The organism is Nonomuraea solani, assembly GCF_900108335.1.
GTDB classification, from domain to species: domain Bacteria; phylum Actinomycetota; class Actinomycetes; order Streptosporangiales; family Streptosporangiaceae; genus Nonomuraea; species Nonomuraea solani.
On record NZ_FNVT01000024.1, the window covers coordinates 1 to 14,654 of the forward strand.

General features: G+C 70.9%; 17 protein-coding genes. 11 read left to right on the forward strand and 6 right to left on the reverse strand.

Features of this window, described 5'->3' with window-relative positions:
* Positions 1–174 precede the first annotated feature (174 nt).
* The 5 genes from C4V41_RS50040 to C4V41_RS50060 are packed head-to-tail and all read left to right on the forward strand — an operon-like array spanning position 175 to position 4,901.
* A complete protein-coding gene (locus C4V41_RS50040; RefSeq protein WP_268808870.1) occupies positions 175–1,602 on the forward strand; it encodes an MFS transporter in 1,428 nt (475 codons plus the stop codon).
* Complete coding sequence (locus C4V41_RS50045) at positions 1,599–1,799, forward strand: ferredoxin (protein ID WP_103963144.1); 201 nt, start codon at positions 1,599–1,601, stop codon at positions 1,797–1,799. Before C4V41_RS50040 ends, C4V41_RS50045 begins: the two co-directional genes overlap by 4 nt.
* Positions 1,796–2,980, forward strand: a complete 1,185-nt coding sequence (locus C4V41_RS50050) for an NAD(P)/FAD-dependent oxidoreductase (RefSeq protein WP_103963145.1) — start codon at positions 1,796–1,798, stop codon at positions 2,978–2,980. Before C4V41_RS50045 ends, C4V41_RS50050 begins: the two co-directional genes overlap by 4 nt.
* Positions 2,981–2,996: 16 nt before the next feature.
* Complete coding sequence (locus C4V41_RS50055) at positions 2,997–4,223, forward strand: cytochrome P450 (RefSeq protein WP_235030886.1); 1,227 nt, start codon at positions 2,997–2,999, stop codon at positions 4,221–4,223.
* 60 nt (positions 4,224–4,283) lie between these two features.
* Positions 4,284–4,901 (forward strand): peptide deformylase, encoded by a 618-nt coding sequence (locus C4V41_RS50060; RefSeq protein ID WP_103963146.1) that lies wholly within the window; start codon positions 4,284–4,286, stop codon positions 4,899–4,901.
* Here C4V41_RS50060 and C4V41_RS50065 read toward each other — a convergent pair.
* Complete coding sequence (locus C4V41_RS50065) at positions 4,847–5,644, reverse strand: MFS transporter (protein ID WP_200824786.1); 798 nt, start codon at positions 5,642–5,644, stop codon at positions 4,847–4,849. The genes C4V41_RS50060 and C4V41_RS50065 overlap by 55 nt on opposite strands.
* An 83-nt stretch (positions 5,645–5,727) precedes the next feature.
* On the opposite strand from C4V41_RS50065, the gene C4V41_RS50070 reads away from it, so the two are divergent.
* Positions 5,728–5,919 carry an ArsR/SmtB family transcription factor gene (locus tag C4V41_RS50070; RefSeq protein ID WP_235030887.1) on the forward strand — a complete coding sequence of 64 codons (192 nt, stop codon included), beginning with the start codon at positions 5,728–5,730 and terminating at the stop codon, positions 5,917–5,919.
* A gap of 42 nt (positions 5,920–5,961) precedes the next feature.
* Complete coding sequence (locus C4V41_RS61255; protein ID WP_146104094.1) at positions 5,962–6,147, forward strand: hypothetical protein; 186 nt, start codon at positions 5,962–5,964, stop codon at positions 6,145–6,147.
* A gap of 4 nt (positions 6,148–6,151) precedes the next feature.
* On the opposite strand, the gene C4V41_RS50075 is transcribed toward C4V41_RS61255, so the two are convergent.
* Positions 6,152–7,132 (reverse strand): trypsin-like serine peptidase, encoded by a 981-nt coding sequence (locus C4V41_RS50075; RefSeq protein ID WP_146104095.1) that lies wholly within the window; start codon positions 7,130–7,132, stop codon positions 6,152–6,154.
* A gap of 657 nt (positions 7,133–7,789) precedes the next feature.
* On the reverse strand, positions 7,790–8,212 hold the full coding sequence (locus tag C4V41_RS50085; RefSeq protein ID WP_103963149.1) for a Rid family hydrolase: 423 nt from the start codon (positions 8,210–8,212) through the stop codon (positions 7,790–7,792).
* 88 nt (positions 8,213–8,300) lie between these two features.
* Here C4V41_RS50085 and C4V41_RS50090 point away from each other — a divergent pair, with 88 nt between their 5' ends.
* Complete coding sequence (locus C4V41_RS50090; protein WP_200824787.1) at positions 8,301–8,780, forward strand: MarR family winged helix-turn-helix transcriptional regulator; 480 nt, start codon at positions 8,301–8,303, stop codon at positions 8,778–8,780.
* On the opposite strand, the gene C4V41_RS50095 is transcribed toward C4V41_RS50090, so the two are convergent.
* Positions 8,777–9,892 carry a serine hydrolase domain-containing protein gene (locus C4V41_RS50095; RefSeq protein ID WP_103963150.1) on the reverse strand — a complete coding sequence of 372 codons (1,116 nt, stop codon included), beginning with the start codon at positions 9,890–9,892 and terminating at the stop codon, positions 8,777–8,779. The two genes, C4V41_RS50090 and C4V41_RS50095, sit on opposite strands and share 4 nt — an antisense overlap.
* Positions 9,893–10,071: 179 nt before the next feature.
* Between C4V41_RS50095 and C4V41_RS50100 the strand changes: the two genes are divergently transcribed.
* Positions 10,072–10,803, forward strand: a complete 732-nt coding sequence (locus C4V41_RS50100; protein ID WP_103963151.1) for a GbsR/MarR family transcriptional regulator — start codon at positions 10,072–10,074, stop codon at positions 10,801–10,803.
* 40 nt (positions 10,804–10,843) lie between these two features.
* Positions 10,844–11,446: a class I SAM-dependent methyltransferase gene (locus tag C4V41_RS50105; RefSeq protein WP_103963152.1), complete on the forward strand. Its 603-nt coding sequence runs from the start codon at positions 10,844–10,846 to the stop codon at positions 11,444–11,446.
* Here the strand turns inward: C4V41_RS50105 and C4V41_RS50110 are convergent.
* Positions 11,410–11,769, reverse strand: a complete 360-nt coding sequence (locus C4V41_RS50110) for a hypothetical protein (protein ID WP_103963153.1) — start codon at positions 11,767–11,769, stop codon at positions 11,410–11,412. The two genes, C4V41_RS50105 and C4V41_RS50110, sit on opposite strands and share 37 nt — an antisense overlap.
* Before the next feature lie 233 nt (positions 11,770–12,002).
* On the opposite strand from C4V41_RS50110, the gene C4V41_RS50115 reads away from it, so the two are divergent.
* Positions 12,003–12,497, forward strand: a complete 495-nt coding sequence (locus tag C4V41_RS50115) for a carboxymuconolactone decarboxylase family protein (protein ID WP_200824788.1) — start codon at positions 12,003–12,005, stop codon at positions 12,495–12,497.
* 4 nt (positions 12,498–12,501) lie between these two features.
* Here C4V41_RS50115 and C4V41_RS50120 read toward each other — a convergent pair whose 3' ends face one another.
* Positions 12,502–14,550: an amylo-alpha-1,6-glucosidase gene (locus C4V41_RS50120; protein WP_235030888.1), complete on the reverse strand. Its 2,049-nt coding sequence runs from the start codon at positions 14,548–14,550 to the stop codon at positions 12,502–12,504.
* Positions 14,551–14,654 lie beyond the last annotated feature (104 nt).

A 14,654-nucleotide genomic window follows, 5' to 3' on the forward strand; every position in this document is an offset into this window, starting at 1 on the left:
GCCGCTCCGCGGTGGCCAAGATCACCTCCCGCGTCGCGGCCCCCCGCTCGGGCCGCGCAGTCCTGCCCGCCATCACCCTCTCCTCCCTGTCCACCTCACCGCATCGTAGGCGCCACCCATGTAAATCATATGGTTTAATCGAATCAATCACACGCTTTATCCGGAGGCTTTGCCGTGCCCCACACTCTCGCCAGACCCACCGACCCCCGGGAGTCCGCGCCGCCGCGGCCGGGCGGGCTCGTCGCGGTCCTGGCCTTCGCCGGGATCGTCACCGCCTCCATGCAGACCCTGGTCATCCCGCTGGTCCCGCGCCTCCCCGCCCTGCTGGGCGCCTCCCCCGCCGACGCCACCTGGGCGGTAACCGCCACCCTGCTCGCCGCCGCGGTGGCCACCCCCGTGGTGGGCCGGCTGGGCGACATGGTCGGCAAGCGCCGCATGCTGCTCATCAGCCTCGCCCTGCTGACGGCCGGCTCGGCGATCGCCGCCCTGTCCACCGGCCTGACCCCGATGATCGTCGGACGGGCGCTGCAAGGACTGTCGGCCGGGGTGATCCCGCTCGGCATCAGCATCATGCGCGACGAACTGCCACCCGAACGCCTCGGCACCGCCACCGCCACCATGAGCTCCTCCATGGGCATCGGCGGCGCCATCGGCCTGCCCGCCGCCGCACTCATCGCCGACCACGCCGACTGGCACATCCTGTTCTGGATCTCCGCCGGACTCGGCGCCATCGCGGCGGTGCTGGTGCTCACCCTCATCCCGGAATCCCGCGTCCGCACGGGCGGCCGCTTCGATCTCATCGGCGCCGCCGGCCTGTCCACCATCCTGGTCTGCCTGCTCCTGGCCATCTCCAAAGGCACCGACTGGGGCTGGACCAGCGCCGCCACCCTCGGCCTGCTCACCACCGCCGCCATCGTGCTGCCCGCCTGGGCCTGGTGGCAACGACGCACCCGGCACCCCCTGATCGACCTGCGCACCAGCACCCAACGCCAAGTACTGCTCACCAACCTGTCCTCCGCCACCTTCGGCTTCGCGATGTTCGGCTTGTCCCTCGTGCTGCCGCAACTGCTGCAACTGCCCACCACCACCGGCTACGGCCTCGGCCAGAGCATGCTCACCGTCGGCCTCGTCCTCGCACCCCAGGGCCTGGTCATGATGGTCGTCTCCCGCTGGTCGGCCCGCATCTCCGCCACCCACGGCCCCAACATCACCCTCATGCTCGGCGCCCTCGTCGTCGCCACCGGCTACGGCCTGGCCATCGTGCTCATGTCGGCCATCTGGCACCTCGTACTGGTCGCCTGCATCCTCGGCGCCGGCGTCGGACTCGCCTACGGCGCCATGCCCGCCCTCGTCATGGCCGCCGTCCCGATATCCGAAACCGCCGCCGCCAACAGCCTCAACACCCTCATGCGCGCCATTGGCACCTCCGTCTCCAGCGCGCTCGCCGGCACCGTCCTGGCCCACCTGACCATCACCCTTGGCGGCACCACCCTCCCTTCCCAGAACGGCCTGCGCACGGTCCTGGCCATCTGCGCCGGCGCCGCCCTCGCGGCCCTCGCCATCGCCGCCTTCCTGCCCCGACAACGTAAGGACGAACGATGAAAGTGACTATTGACCAGGACAAATGCTGCGGCGCCGGTACGTGCGTGCTGCTCGCGCCGGACGTGTTCGACCAGCGCGACGAGGACGGCATCGTGATCCTGCTGAACGAACGGCCGTCCGAAGAGCTCCACCCGGCCGTCCGCGAGTCCGCCGACGTCTGCCCCGGAGCGGCGATCTTCCTGAGCGAGGACGCGTGAACACCCCGGACCACGTGCTCGTGGTCGGCGCCTCCGCCGCCGGGCTGGCCACCGTCGAGGCCCTGCGCCGCAAGGGCCACACGGGCCGGATCACCGTGCTCGGCGCCGAACCCCACCTGCCCTACGACCGGCCGCCGCTGTCCAAACAGGTCCTGTCCGGCGCCTGGGAACCCGAGCGTGCCCAGTTGCGGCAGCCCGCCGCGCTGTCCGCGCTCGACGCCGAGTTCATCCTCGGCGACCCGGCGACCGACCTGGACGTCCCGGCCCGTACCGTGCGCACCGCGGCGGGCCGCGTTCTGAGCGCCGGCGCCGTGGTCGTGGCCACCGGGCTGCGGTCCCGTACGCTGCCGGGGCAGGCGGGCCTGGCCGGAGTGCACGTGCTTCGCACGCTCGATGACGCGCTCGCGCTGCGTACGGACCTGCCGTCCTGCTCGCGTCTGGTCGTCGTCGGCGACGGCGTGCTCGGCGCCGAGGTCGCCGCCACCGCGCGTGGCATGGGCGTCTCGGTGACCCTGGCCGGACCGCAACCGGCGCCGCTGGCCTGCCAGCTCGGACAACCCGTCGCCGGCCTGCTCGCCGACCTGCACACCGAACGCGGCGTCGACCTGCGGCTCGGCGCCCCGGTCAGCGAACTGACCGAACGGCACGGCCGCGTCACCGGCGTACGCCTGGCGACCGGCGACGTGCTGCCCGCCGACGTGGTCGTGGTCGCCTTCGGCGCCACCCCGGCCACCGAGTGGCTCGCCGGCAGCGGGCTCGACCTGGACGACGGGCTGGTGTGCGACTCCCGCTGCCGCGCGGCCGACGGCATTTACGCGGTCGGCGACGTGGCCCGCTGGCACCACGAAACCCTGGGCAGGCCGGTACGGCTGGAGAACCGCACCAACGCCACCGAACAGGCCATCGCCGTCGCCGGCACCATCCTCGGCGACGACCGCCCCTACACCCCGATCCCCTACTTCTGGACCGACCAGTTCGACGCCAAGATCCACGTGCACGGCACGCTTTCCCCGGACGCCGAGGTGTCCATCGTGGAAGGCAACCTGGCCGAACGCCGCTTCGTCGCCACCTACCACAGAGACGGCCAGGTCACCGGCGTCCTGGGCTGGAACATGCCCAAACAGGCCCGGCAACACCGGCAGCAGCTCACCGCGGCCTCCCTGGTCGCCGGATCCGCATGACTTCGAGGAGGAACCAGTGACGACCTACCCTGAGTACGACATCGCCAGGTCCGCGACGTGCCCGCTCGACCCGGCGCCCGCGATGCGGGCCCGGCAGGAGGAGGGCCCGCTGACCCGGGTCCGGCTGTGGGACGGCAGCACGTCGTGGCTGGTGACCGGCCACGCGGCGCACCGCGCCGTACTCGGCCACCCCGACGTCAGCGTCGAGCCCGCGCGCGGCATCCCGAGGCTGTCCCCTGCGGAGGCGGCCGCGATGGAGAGCATGGCGGCCGCCGCGGAAGAGGGCTCGGCCGGGCTCGGCTTCATCATGATGGACGACCCCGAGCACGCCCGGCTGCGGCGGATGGTCACCTCGGCGTTCACCGTCAAGCGGGTGGAGGCGATGCGGCCGGCCACCCAGCGGATCGCGGACGACCTGATCGACGCCATGCTCGCCGGGCCGAAGCCCGCCGATCTGGTGGAGGCGTTCGCGCTGCCGCTGCCGTCGCTGGTCATCTCGAACCTGCTCGGGGTGCCGTACGACGAACACGAGTTCTTCCAGGGAAACAGCAAGACCATCATCAACCGCAACTCGACGCCCGAGGAGCGGGGACAGGCGCAGTATCGACTGGCCGTGTACCTGGACGGGCTGATCGGCGAGAAGCTCGACAATCCCGGCGACGACCTGCTGTCCGGGCTGGTCGAGCGGATCAAGGCCGGTGAGCTGTCACGGCCGGAAGCGGCCCGCATGGGTGTGCTGATGTTGTTCGCGGGGCACGAGACCACGGCCAACATGATCGCCCTGGGCACGCTGGCCCTGCTGCAGCACCCCGACCAGCTCGAACTCGTCCGCGACGGCGACCCCAGGCTGGTGACCTCGGCGGTCGAGGAGCTGCTGCGCTACCTCACGATCACGCACGGCGGGCTGCGCCGGGTGGCTCTGGCGGACATCGAGATCGCCGGCCAGACCATCAAGGCCGGTGAGGGCATCGTCGTGGTCAACGAGACCGCCAACCGCGACCCGGCCGTCTTCCCCGACCCCGACCGGCTCGACGTCCAGCGCGACGCGCGCCGCCAGGTGGCCTTCGGCTTCGGGGTGCACCAGTGCCTGGGGCAGCCGCTGGCGCGGATGGAGCTGCAGGTCGCCTACACCACCCTGCTGCGGCGCGTTCCGACGCTGGCGCTCGCCGCCGGGGTGGACCAGATCCCGTTCAAGCACGACGGGTTCGTCTACGGCGCCTACGAGCTGCCCGTCGCCTGGTGACACTAGGAAGATCGGTGGCTTCGGGTGTTCTATGGTCTGATCCGATGTGAAAGGACCCTTATGGAACACGGCGAAGAGCTGATCGAGCGGGTGCACGCGCTGCTGGCGGCACCCCGGCCCTGGTCCATCACCCAGGTCGGCGACCCGGTGCTGCGCGGCACGGCCGAGCCGTACGACGGCCAGCTTCCCGACGGGCTGCTGCGTGAGCTGCTCGACGCGATGTTCCGGCACCTGCCGGGCGTCGGGGTGGGGCTCGCCGCGCCGCAGATCGGCATCCCGCTGGCGCTGGCCGTCATCGAGGACGTCGCCGACGTGCCGCCGGAGCTCGCCGCGGAGCGCGAACGCGTGCCCCAGCCGGCGCTGGAGCTCGTCAACCCCGTCGTCACTCCGCTGGGGTCGCGCTACCACGCGTTCTACGAGGGGTGCCTGAGCGTCGAAGGGCTGACGGCCGTGGTCCCGCGTCACACGCAGGTCCATCTGTCGGCCCTCGACGGGGGCGGGCGGGCGTACGAGCTGGAGCTGTCCGGCTGGCCGGCGCGGATCGCCCAGCACGAGACCGACCACCTGAACGGCGTCCTGTACCTGGATCGGGCGGAACCGCGCTCCCTGTCGACCACCGACAACTACGAACGCTTCTGCGCCGGGCGGTTCGCGGCGAAGGAGAACGCGCGCGGGTGACCGGGCGCGCGGGGGTCTGACAATCTCCCGAGAATCAGGGTGACCGCGGCCGAGGCCGCGGTCAAGATCGCCATCGCCGTCGCGGGTGAGGTGAGCTGCGCGGCGGTCCCGGCGATCAGCGCGCCCACGCCCTGCATGGTGAGCATGCCCGAGGAATGCAGCCCGAGCGCGTGCCCGCTCAGCTCCTCGGGGGTCAGCGCCATCAGCCTCTCCTGCAGCAGCAGGCTCGCCCCGTACCCGATCGAGGCCGCCGCGACCACGGCCATCGCCACGGGCGGCCCCGGGCGCAGAGCGAAGATCGTGTACGGCAGGGCGAGCAGCAGCAACAGGGGCACCCCGAGCCGCGCCCGCCACGACGGCGGCACGAACCGCCCGGCCAGCACGTCACCGGCCAGCATCCCGGCGGCGGCCGCGGCGAACAACGGCCCGGCGTGCGCGGGCGCGTACGGGACGAACAGGGACTCACATCCGACGATCAGCCCGTTCGGCACCCACAGCGCCAGGAACACGTACCGGCGCTGCCGCGACGACCACAGCCGGGCGTTGCCCCGCCAGGTGTCGCGCACCGACAGGCGACCGGCGGCGCGCGGCGGCCTGCGGGTGAGCCCGAAGCGGGCGGCGACCGCCGCGGCCAGGTAGAGGCCGGCGCCCGCGAGCAGCGTGCCGCGCGGCGACAGCACCGCCATCAGCACGCCACCGGCCGCGAACCCGAAGATCTGCATGACGCCGGCCGACGCGTTCACGACCGACCTGCCGAGCAGGAAGCCGTCCCGGTCGAGGATCTCGTTGAGCAGCCCGTACCGCTCTCGGGGCGGCGCGGGCGGGCGTGCTCGTGCTGCTGGACACCCCGAAGAGCACCACCCAGCTCGTGGCGCTCACCGGGCAGGGGCTCGGCTCGGTGGGGCGCCACCTGAGGGTGCTGCTCGACGCGGGCCTGGTGGAGCGGCGGCGCGTCGGGCAGTCCGTGCTGTACGACCGCACGGAGGCCGGCGACCTCCTCGTGAACGCGGGCCGCTGATACCGGCCGTACTGTTGACCCGCCCCGGCGTACGATGGGGGCATGAGCCGACGAGCCGTCGCGTTGCTGGCGGTCGCCGCCGCGCTCGTGCTGGCGGCGGCGACCATCGTGATCATCCGGGCGAGCGATCCCGGCGACGCGGCCCGGGGATCGTGGAACGACCAATCCCCCGAGGACGTCGCGTCCTACTGGACCACCGAACGCATGCGTGAGGCCAGTCCGGGCTGAGCGCTCAGCGGACCGACACGTCGTTGAAGACGTTGATGGCGCCGTCACCGTGGTTCGCCGACTTCGCGACGATGTTGGTGGGCGCCCCGTTGGCGAAGTCGCGGTGGCTGTAGGCGCCGATGATGTAGCCCCAGCCCCGGCTCACCTGCAGGTCCTGCAGCCAGGGCCCGCCGCTGGCCCCGTGGTGCATGTCGCAGTTGATGTGGATGCGGTCGTCGGACGAGCTCGCGCGGGTGGTGTTGCCGAGGCAGTACCACAGGTCGTTGCCGCTGAAGTCGGTGCGCTGGTAGCCGTCCTGCGGGAAGCCGAAGGTGTTGACGCCGCTCCACGCCTGGCCCTGGTTGAACTTGTAGCCCTGCGAGCCCGTCCAGTCCTGCAGGTTGCCGTGGGCGGGCTGGGAGTTGAACGCGATGGCGGCGACGTCGTAGCGCAGGTTCCCGCTGTCCTGCCAGCCGATCGTGGTGTTGGCGTACCGCCACGTCCACCGGCCCCACGGCTCTCTGTTGTTGTCGGCGTCGGGGACGAAGATGATGTTGCGGAAGTAGTTTCCGGTGCCCCCGCCACCGGCGTGGATGCAGTGACCGGCCGTCCACACCGTGCTGCGATTGCTGGCGTTGATGACGCTGCCGCTGCAGTAGCCGTTGGTGTTGTTGGTGCGGGTGAAGTAGATCTTGCCGATCGTGATGGCGGGCATGCTCCCCTGCTGCCCCCACCGTTCGGCCTTCGAGCCGGCCAGCGGACCCTTCTCCGAGCTCGTGCCGAGCCGCTTCGCCGGCAGCGAGCCCTCGGCGGCCAGGCCCGGCAGGACGTTCTCGACCTGCTCCTGGATCTGCTTGGGGTCCGCCACCGGGACCGGCTCCGGCGTGGCCGCGCGCATGCGGTCCTCGGTCCAGAAGTCGAGCAGGCTTTGGGTTTGTGCCTTGTTCACCACCCCGGCCGCCGGTGCGGAGGGCTTCTCCGCGGCGGCCGACGCGGTCGCGCTCATCCCCGAGACGGCCAGCAATGTGGCTAAGACGATTGCGGCGTGCCTTGAGCGTGGCTGCATGATCTTCCTTTCCTGAAAGCGATTCTGGCGAACTTTTACATGTTGAGTTCGGAATCGCCGGTTGGGAAGGGCTATTTCGGTGAATTTTCTTCTTCGCATGCCACGTGATAGGAAAAGGCGATCTCTTTGTTCGGAGCATGAGCTTCCGTGCGGACGCCCTGAGCGCGCCGGGACGTATCACGATGAGGTGCCGGACAGCGAGGAATAACCCGCTGAAAGAATCGCAGGGACGGCTGGGGAATCATCGCGACGGCCGCGCCCAGCGGAGGATGCGTGGTCCGGTCGGGAATGGCGGTGAGCAGCACACCGCCGGGCCGGGGTGACGCGCATGTAGCCGAAGTCCAGCGCCCGATCGGATTCCGAGCCCTTCCAGCCAGGCCAGGTCATCATTCACCTGGTCGGTCCCGGTGGCCGGGAATTGCTCGTCGCTCCATTTTCCGTGCCGCTTTCCCGGCGCGGCGAGAGCCGCCCACAGCGGGTCCTGGGCACCGGGTTTCGTCCGGTCCGCCGCCATCTGGTCAAGGATCATGAGAAAACCGTAGGAAAATCCGGACGCCCTTTCTTGCCAACGGGAAGGACTTTTCCGAGTGGGATCGGTCAGGTGCTGGGGCCGAGGATGGCGGTGGCGCGGATCTCGACGCGCATTTTCGGGGCGCCGAGGGCCGCGACGCCGATCTCGGTCCAGATGGGCGCGCGATCGCCCATCCGCTCGCGGAACTGCGCCACCATGACGCGGTTGTGGACCTCACCGATGAAGTCGGCGGCGTCGGGAATGTGGTAGGAGTCCACGGCGACGACGTCCCGCCACGTGGCGCCGGCCAGGGCGAGGGTGCGCTCGACGTTCTCGAAGGCCTGGACGATCTCGGCTTCGAGATCCTCGGGAAAGTTCCAGTCGTCGTCCCATCCTCCCTGCCCCGAGGTCTCGACCCGGTCGCCGATCCGGACCGCCTGGTGGTAGTGCATGTTGGCGAGCTGCGTCTCCCCATAGCCGGGCGTGGCGAAGAACTCGGGCTTGCTCATGGTGATCCCTCCACAGTTGACTTCACGTGTGAAGTGACCGTATCAGACTTCACACGTGAAGTCAGAGTCGCTCGATAAGCTGACCCCTATGGCCATCACCCCGAACGCCGACGAGACGCCGTGGCTGACCGCGGACGAGAAGGAGGCCTGGACCGGGCTGGTGTCACTGGTCCTGCTGCTGCCGGGAAGGCTGGAGTCGCCACTGCAGCACGGGGCCGGCCTGACCCTCTTCGAGTACCTGACGCTCAGCCACATCTCGGAGGCCCCGGAGCGCCGGCTGCGGATGAGCGAGCTGGCCTACCTGGCCAACGGCTCCCTGTCGCGCCTGTCCAACGTCGTCAAACGGTTCGAGCAGCGGGGCTGGGTGGAGCGCTCACCCGACCCCGGCAACGGCCGCTACACCGTCGCCGCCCTCACCGACCTCGGCTACGAGGTGGTGGTCGCCGCCGCGCCCACCCACGTACGGGCGGTGCGGCAGTTCGTGCTCGACCCGCTCGACGCCGACGACCAGGAGGCGCTGGCCCGCATCGCCGCCAAACTACGCGTACGGCCCGTCGATCTGACCTAGGAACACAGCTCGGCCTCCAGCACCTCGGTGAAGGTGGCGATTGGGTTGCCCCAGTCGCCGTTGACGTTGCTCACCACCATGCGCTTGCCATCGCGGCTGCCCATCGCGTACGTCCAGGAGCCGTTGATCGCGCCGCCACCACCCCAGGCCGTCACCCCGCAGGACAGTTTCTGCCAGAAGACGCCGAGCCCGTACGTGGTGTTCGGGATCCAGCCCCCGCCCTCGGTCGAGACGCCGGTGAACATCTCCTTCTGCTGCGCGGGCGGCAGCAACCGGCCGCCCAGCAGCGCCCGGTAGAACTTCTGCAGGTCTCCGGCGGTCGAGACGATGCCGCCGGCCGCCCAGGCCGTGGAGGCGTTCATCTCGGTGACGTCGTACACCTTGGCGTCGGGCTCGGGCAGCGAGAGCTTCGAGTAGTGGCGTGAGTGCGGTCCGCGCAGCTTCGTCTCCTCGCGTGGCACGTACGTCGCGGTCATGCCGAGCGGATCGGTGATCCGCCGCTCGACCTCCACGTCGTACGACCTGCCCGTGACCTTCTCGATGATCATCCCGGCGAGGACGAAGTTGGTGTTGGAATAGCCCCAGCCCTTGCCGGGGGCGAAGGCGGGCGGGTTGCGCATGGCGACCTTGACCAGTTCCGCGGGACGGATCGAGTCGAAGCGGTGCTTGAGGAAGGCGGGCCCGATGTACCGGGCCAGCAGCTCCTTGTCCATGCTGTAGTTGAAGACGCCGCTGGTCTGGTTGAGCAGCCGCCTGATGGTGATCTTGCTTCCGTCGTGGCCGTTGCCGCGCACCACGCCGGGCAGCCACTTCTCCACGGTGTCGTCGAGGCTCAGCCGGCGCTCGGCCGCGAGCTTCAGCACGACGGTCGAGGTGAACGCCTTGGTGATGCTGCCGACGCGGAAGCGATCGTGCCGCCGGCGCTCGCGGCCGGTCTCGGTGTCGGCCACGCCCGCCGTGCCGAACCACGTCCCGCTCGGGTCGCGGACGTCGGCGAGGATGCCGGGCACGCCGCCGCCGGTCACGGCCTGGTCGAGCACGCGCTGAGTGCCCGCGTGGTCGCCACCCACCGCCAGGGAGGCGGCGAACAGGCAGGCAAGAATTCCGGTCATAATGCGTCCTTTCGAGATAGTACGTGTTCGGAGATGTCAGAAAGCTACGTTGCGTTCAATATTTCTGTCAAACCGATACGCTGGCATATATCGGCATATATGCAGGTGAACGGCCAGATATAATTGCGATGGCATTGGCGCTTAACGCAACGGCGGAAATTGCAACAGAAGGAGGGCGGATGTCGGGTGGCAGGCTGACCCAGCAGGACCGCAGGCACATCGCGACAGGTCTGGCGGAGGGGCTCGGCTACGCCGAGATCGCCCGGCGCCTCAACCGGCCGACCTCCACCGTGAGCAGGGAGGTCATCCGCAACGGCGGCGCGGGCGGCTACCTGGCCGACCGGGCCCACCAGGCGGCCGAGCGGCGCGCTCGCCGCCGCAAGCCCAAACCGATCACGCCGGCGCGGGCCACCACGGCGGCGTACGGGCGCGACCCCGAGGCGGTGCGCGCGTTCGAGGAGCACTTCGTCGATCTGCTCGTCCAGACGGGGCTGCCCCGGATGATGTCGAGGGTCCTGACCTGCCTCTACGGCACGGACTCCGGCGTGGTCACGGCCAAGGAGCTGGCCCAGCGGCTGCGGGTCAGCCCGGCCTCGGTCTCCACCGCGATCGCGTACCTGGAGGAGCAGGAGCTGGTCAAACGCGAGCGTGACCCCCGGGGGCGGCGCGAGCGGTACGCCATCGACGACGACGTCTGGTATCGGGCGTTCCTGGCGAGCGTCCGCAGGAACCTCATGGTGGCCGAGGTCGCGCGGACGGGCATCGAGATCTACGGCGCCGGCACCCCGGCCGGCGCCAGGCTGGAGCTCGTCTCCCGTTTCCTGAACCACACCAGCCAGGACATGATCCAGGCGGCCGAGCACTGGCGGCGCGTTCTCGCCACCCCGCCCACGCCTGATCGTCATCTCTGAGTCGGGTCGCGTCGTCACAGGTGCGCGAGGATGCGGGACTGTGACGACCGATCAGGGCACCCGCCGCCGCTTTCTGCGGGAATTCGTCAGATCGCCCCTGCGTACGGCCTCGGTGCTGCCGAGCTCGGCGTGGCTGGCGGCGCAGATGGTGGCGGGCGTTCCCGAGCGCGGCGAACCGGTGGTGGTCGAGCTCGGCGCGGGCACGGGCGCCTTTACCTCCGCCGTCCAGCGACGCCTGCGCGGCCGGGGCAGGCACGTCGTGGTCGAGCTCAACGGCAGGTTCGCGGCGGAGATCGCGCGGGCGTACCCGTCGGCCGAGGTGGTGTGCGCGGACGCCGTACACCTGCCCGGCCTGCTCGCCGAGCTGGGCGTCGGGCCGGTGGACGTCGTGGTCAGCGGGCTGCCGTGGGTCGCGTACGCCGGGCGGCCGCCGCTGATCGAGTCCGTCGCCGGCGTCCTGTCCCCCGCCGGGGTCTACACGCAGTTCGCCTACACCTGGACGCGCTGGGCCGCCCCGGCGCGGCGGCTCCGCGGTGACCTGCGGACCCGGTTCGAGGAGGTCGTGACGACCGCGACGGTCTGGCGCAACCTGCCGCCCGCCCGGGTCTACGTGGCCCGCCGCCCCCGCGTGACATCCTCATAGCGGCTGAGCTGGAAGACGCTCAGGCCGAACATCAGCACGCCCAAGGGAACGTGCAGGGTCTTCGCCCCCGCGATGCCCAAAGCGATCTGCGCCAGCGTGAGGGCGAAGAAGCCGGCCGCGTACAGGATGGGCCTGGGCGAGCCACCGCCCGGCCGCCACACCAGGATCGCGGCGGCCAGGTGCACCAGCCCGATGGCGAACACCCCGTACGCCGAAGCGCTGTGCCAGGCTTGCCCGCCGGGTACGGACAGCAGCAGTCCGGCGGTGATCGGCGCGGCGAAAAGGGCCAGCGTCTGAAGAATGATCGCGACGCGCAAGAACACGGGTGACTCCTCGGCTGCTGCAGGACGGGCGTTTCGGTGACCCGACGACGCAGCCCCCCGAATTGTGAGGCTCACATTTCCGGGGGCTGCGTCGTCGGACCGCTGAAGCACCATCCAGCACTCAGGCCAGCACTCAGGCCAGCACTCAGGCCAGCACTCAGGCCAGCACTCAGGCCAGCACTCAGGCCAGCACTCAGGCCAGCACTCAGGCCAGCACTCAGGAAGGCATCACGATGTCCGCACAGCAGGACGACCTCGAATCGCGTCTGCCCGACCCCGCCCGGTTCTTCCCCGAGCTCGGAGCCGTCGCCGGGGGCATGACCAAGGCCACCTTGAACGGTTCGATCCCGAAGGCCACGATCCACCTGATGCAGCTCCGCGCCGGGCAGATCGTCGGCAGCACGTACCACACGGTCCGGCAGAGCGGCATCCTCCGCCAGGCCGGGGAGACGGAGGAGCGCATCACCGCCGTGTCGTCATGGCAGGACGCCCCCTACTTCACCGACGCGGAACGGGTCGCGCTGGAGCTCGTGGAGGCCGTCCTCACCCCGAACCCGTCCGGGGAGCGCGTCGGCGACGACCTGTACGCCAGGGCCGCCGCCCACTACGACGACAAGGCGCTCTGGACGATCACCATCACGATCGCCCAGATCTGCTTCTTCATCCCGGTCGCGCTCATCGCCAAGCCGATCCCCGGCAAGCCTCTGGGGAAGAACTACACCGGGTAAGGGGTCAACGATGGAGGCGTAGGCCGCCGGGAAGCCCCGTGACCGTGGCGGTGCCGTCGCCGGAGACGGTCACCTCGACGTCGCTTTCGCCCACCTTCAGCCCGCCGAACCCGAGCGCGCCGAGCGGGGCGCCGGGCAGCGGGCGGAGGGTCGCCTGGCCGGAGGGGACGTCGGGGTAGAGGCCGAGGGCGGCGTGGGCGATGGTGACGGCGGCGGCGGCCGACCATGCCTGCGGGCGGCAGGCGGCCGGGTACGCGACCGGGCGGATCACCTCGTCCTGGGCGTCACCCGCGTACAGCTCGGGAAGGCGGTAACCGAAGGATTCCGCCGCGGCGAGGAGGCCGTCGGCGAGGACGGCGGCCTCCGCGCCGAAGCCCTCGCGCGCCAGGCCCGCGATCACGATGGCGGTGTCGTGCGGCCAGATGGAGCCGCAGTGGTACGACATCGGGCTGAACCCGTCCGCATCGGCCGACATCGTCCGCAGCCCGAAGCCCTCCGCCAGGTCCGGCCCGGCGAGCAGGGACGCGATCCGGGCGGACTCCTCCGCCGAGAGCAGCCCGGTGCCGAGGAGGTGGCCGATGTTGCTGGTGAGCGAGTCGACCGGGCGCTTGTCGCGGTCGAGGGCGAGGGCCGGGAAGGGCCCCTGGGGGCCGTCCACCCAGAACGCGGCGCGGAAGCGGGTGGCCATCGTCTCGGCGTACGCGCGCCAGCGATCGGCGCCCGGCCGGTCGAAGGCGTCGAGGAGGGCGGCGGCGTCGAGGGCGGCCCGGCAGGCGTAGCCCTGCACCTCGGCCAGCGCGATCGGTGGCGCGGCCAGGCGGCCGTCGTGGAAGCGCACCGCGTCGCCGGAGTCCTTCCAGCCCTGGTTGGCCAGGCCACGGCCACCGGCGTCGATGTACTCGACGAACCCGTCGCAGTCGGGGTCGGCGTGGTCGGCGAGCCAGCCGAGGGCCGCCTCCAGGTGCGGCAGCAGCGGCTCGACCTCGGCGGCGGGCAGGCCCCAGCGCCAGGCGTCGTGCAGGAGGCTGATCCAGAGGGGGGTGGCGTCGATGGTGCCGTAGTAGGCGGCGGGCAGGCGCCGGTCCTCCTCGCCGAGCGGGAACGCCTCGCGCCGCAGCTCGTGCATGATCTTGCCGGGCGCCTCGCCGGTCTCCGGGTCCAGGCGGGTGCCCTGGTGGCGGGCGAGCACGCGCAGGGTGCTCGCGGCCAGCCGGGTGCCCAGGGGCAGCAGCATGCGGGCGGCCCAGAGGCTGTCGCGCCCGAACAACGTCAGGAACCACGGCACGCCCGCGCCGAGGAAGGTGTCGCCGGGCGCGCCCGGCTCGGCCAGGCGCAGCGAGCGCAGGTCGGCCAGGGACCGGTCGAGCAGCCTGGTGATACGCCGGTCGTCCGCCTGGACGCGCGGCGCGCTCCATTCGAGCGGCCCGGTGGCCGGCACCACCACGGCGGCCGGGTCGTCCACGGCGAGCGCCCAGGTCAGCGTCGTACGCCCGCGCGGCGGCAGCGCGATCTCCCAGCTCAGGCGGGGGCTCTTGCCGGTCAGGACCTGCGCGCCGGGGGCGGTGACGGTGACGCGGATACGTTCGGAGCGCCAGCTCAGCCGTCCCTCACCGGACGGATCGGCCGCCACGGCGACCCCGGTGGCCCGCCCCGACTTGACCGCTTCGATGGGGGCGAAGTCGCAGGCCAGCTCGATGGTGACGGTGGCGTTCACGGGCACGGAGGCGGTGGAGACGATCTCCACGCTCTCCTCCATCCCGTACGGGGTCAGCTCACGCACCCGGGTCACGCGGACCGTGGGATCGGCGGTGCCGCGGTCACCGAGCCGGCGGGCCAGGGAGACGAACCTCGACCGCCCCGCCCCCGCCGCGGCGTGCCCGGCGGCCTCGGGTTCGTGCTCGTCGATCAGGAGCCTGGCCAGCGACAGCACGCGGCGGTCGGCGCGGAAGAGCCCCTGAACGCCGGACTGGCGGATCTGCCCGTCGGCGCCGCTGAGCGCGCTGGCGGGCGCCATGACCGTACTGACGAGATCGTGCAGCAACGGCTGTAGCACTAGGACTCCCCCTTGACAGGAACGTTGCGACGGTGCATCTTTCGTAACACTCCGTGCGTTTTGAACGATCTAATCCTGCCTTACGACACTTTGAACGTTCAACC

What these genes read in the sequence shown, in the direction of transcription:
- C4V41_RS50045 (WP_103963144.1), top strand. Translation starts at nt 1,599, where the DNA reads ATGAAAGTGACTATTGACCAGGACAAATGCTGCGGCGCCGGTACGTGC.
- C4V41_RS50060 (WP_103963146.1), top strand. Translation starts at nt 4,284, where the DNA reads ATGGAACACGGCGAAGAGCTGATCGAGCGGGTGCACGCGCTGCTGGCG.
- C4V41_RS61255 (WP_146104094.1), top strand. Translation starts at nt 5,962, where the DNA reads ATGAGCCGACGAGCCGTCGCGTTGCTGGCGGTCGCCGCCGCGCTCGTG.
- C4V41_RS50075 (WP_146104095.1), bottom strand. Translation starts at nt 7,132, where the DNA reads ATGAGCGCGACCGCGTCGGCCGCCGCGGAGAAGCCCTCCGCACCGGCG.
- C4V41_RS50085 (WP_103963149.1), bottom strand. Translation starts at nt 8,212, where the DNA reads ATGAGCAAGCCCGAGTTCTTCGCCACGCCCGGCTATGGGGAGACGCAG.
- C4V41_RS50090 (WP_200824787.1), top strand. Translation starts at nt 8,301, where the DNA reads ATGGCCATCACCCCGAACGCCGACGAGACGCCGTGGCTGACCGCGGAC.
- C4V41_RS50095 (WP_103963150.1), bottom strand. Translation starts at nt 9,892, where the DNA reads ATGACCGGAATTCTTGCCTGCCTGTTCGCCGCCTCCCTGGCGGTGGGT.
- C4V41_RS50100 (WP_103963151.1), top strand. Translation starts at nt 10,072, where the DNA reads ATGTCGGGTGGCAGGCTGACCCAGCAGGACCGCAGGCACATCGCGACA.
- C4V41_RS50115 (WP_200824788.1), top strand. Translation starts at nt 12,003, where the DNA reads ATGTCCGCACAGCAGGACGACCTCGAATCGCGTCTGCCCGACCCCGCC.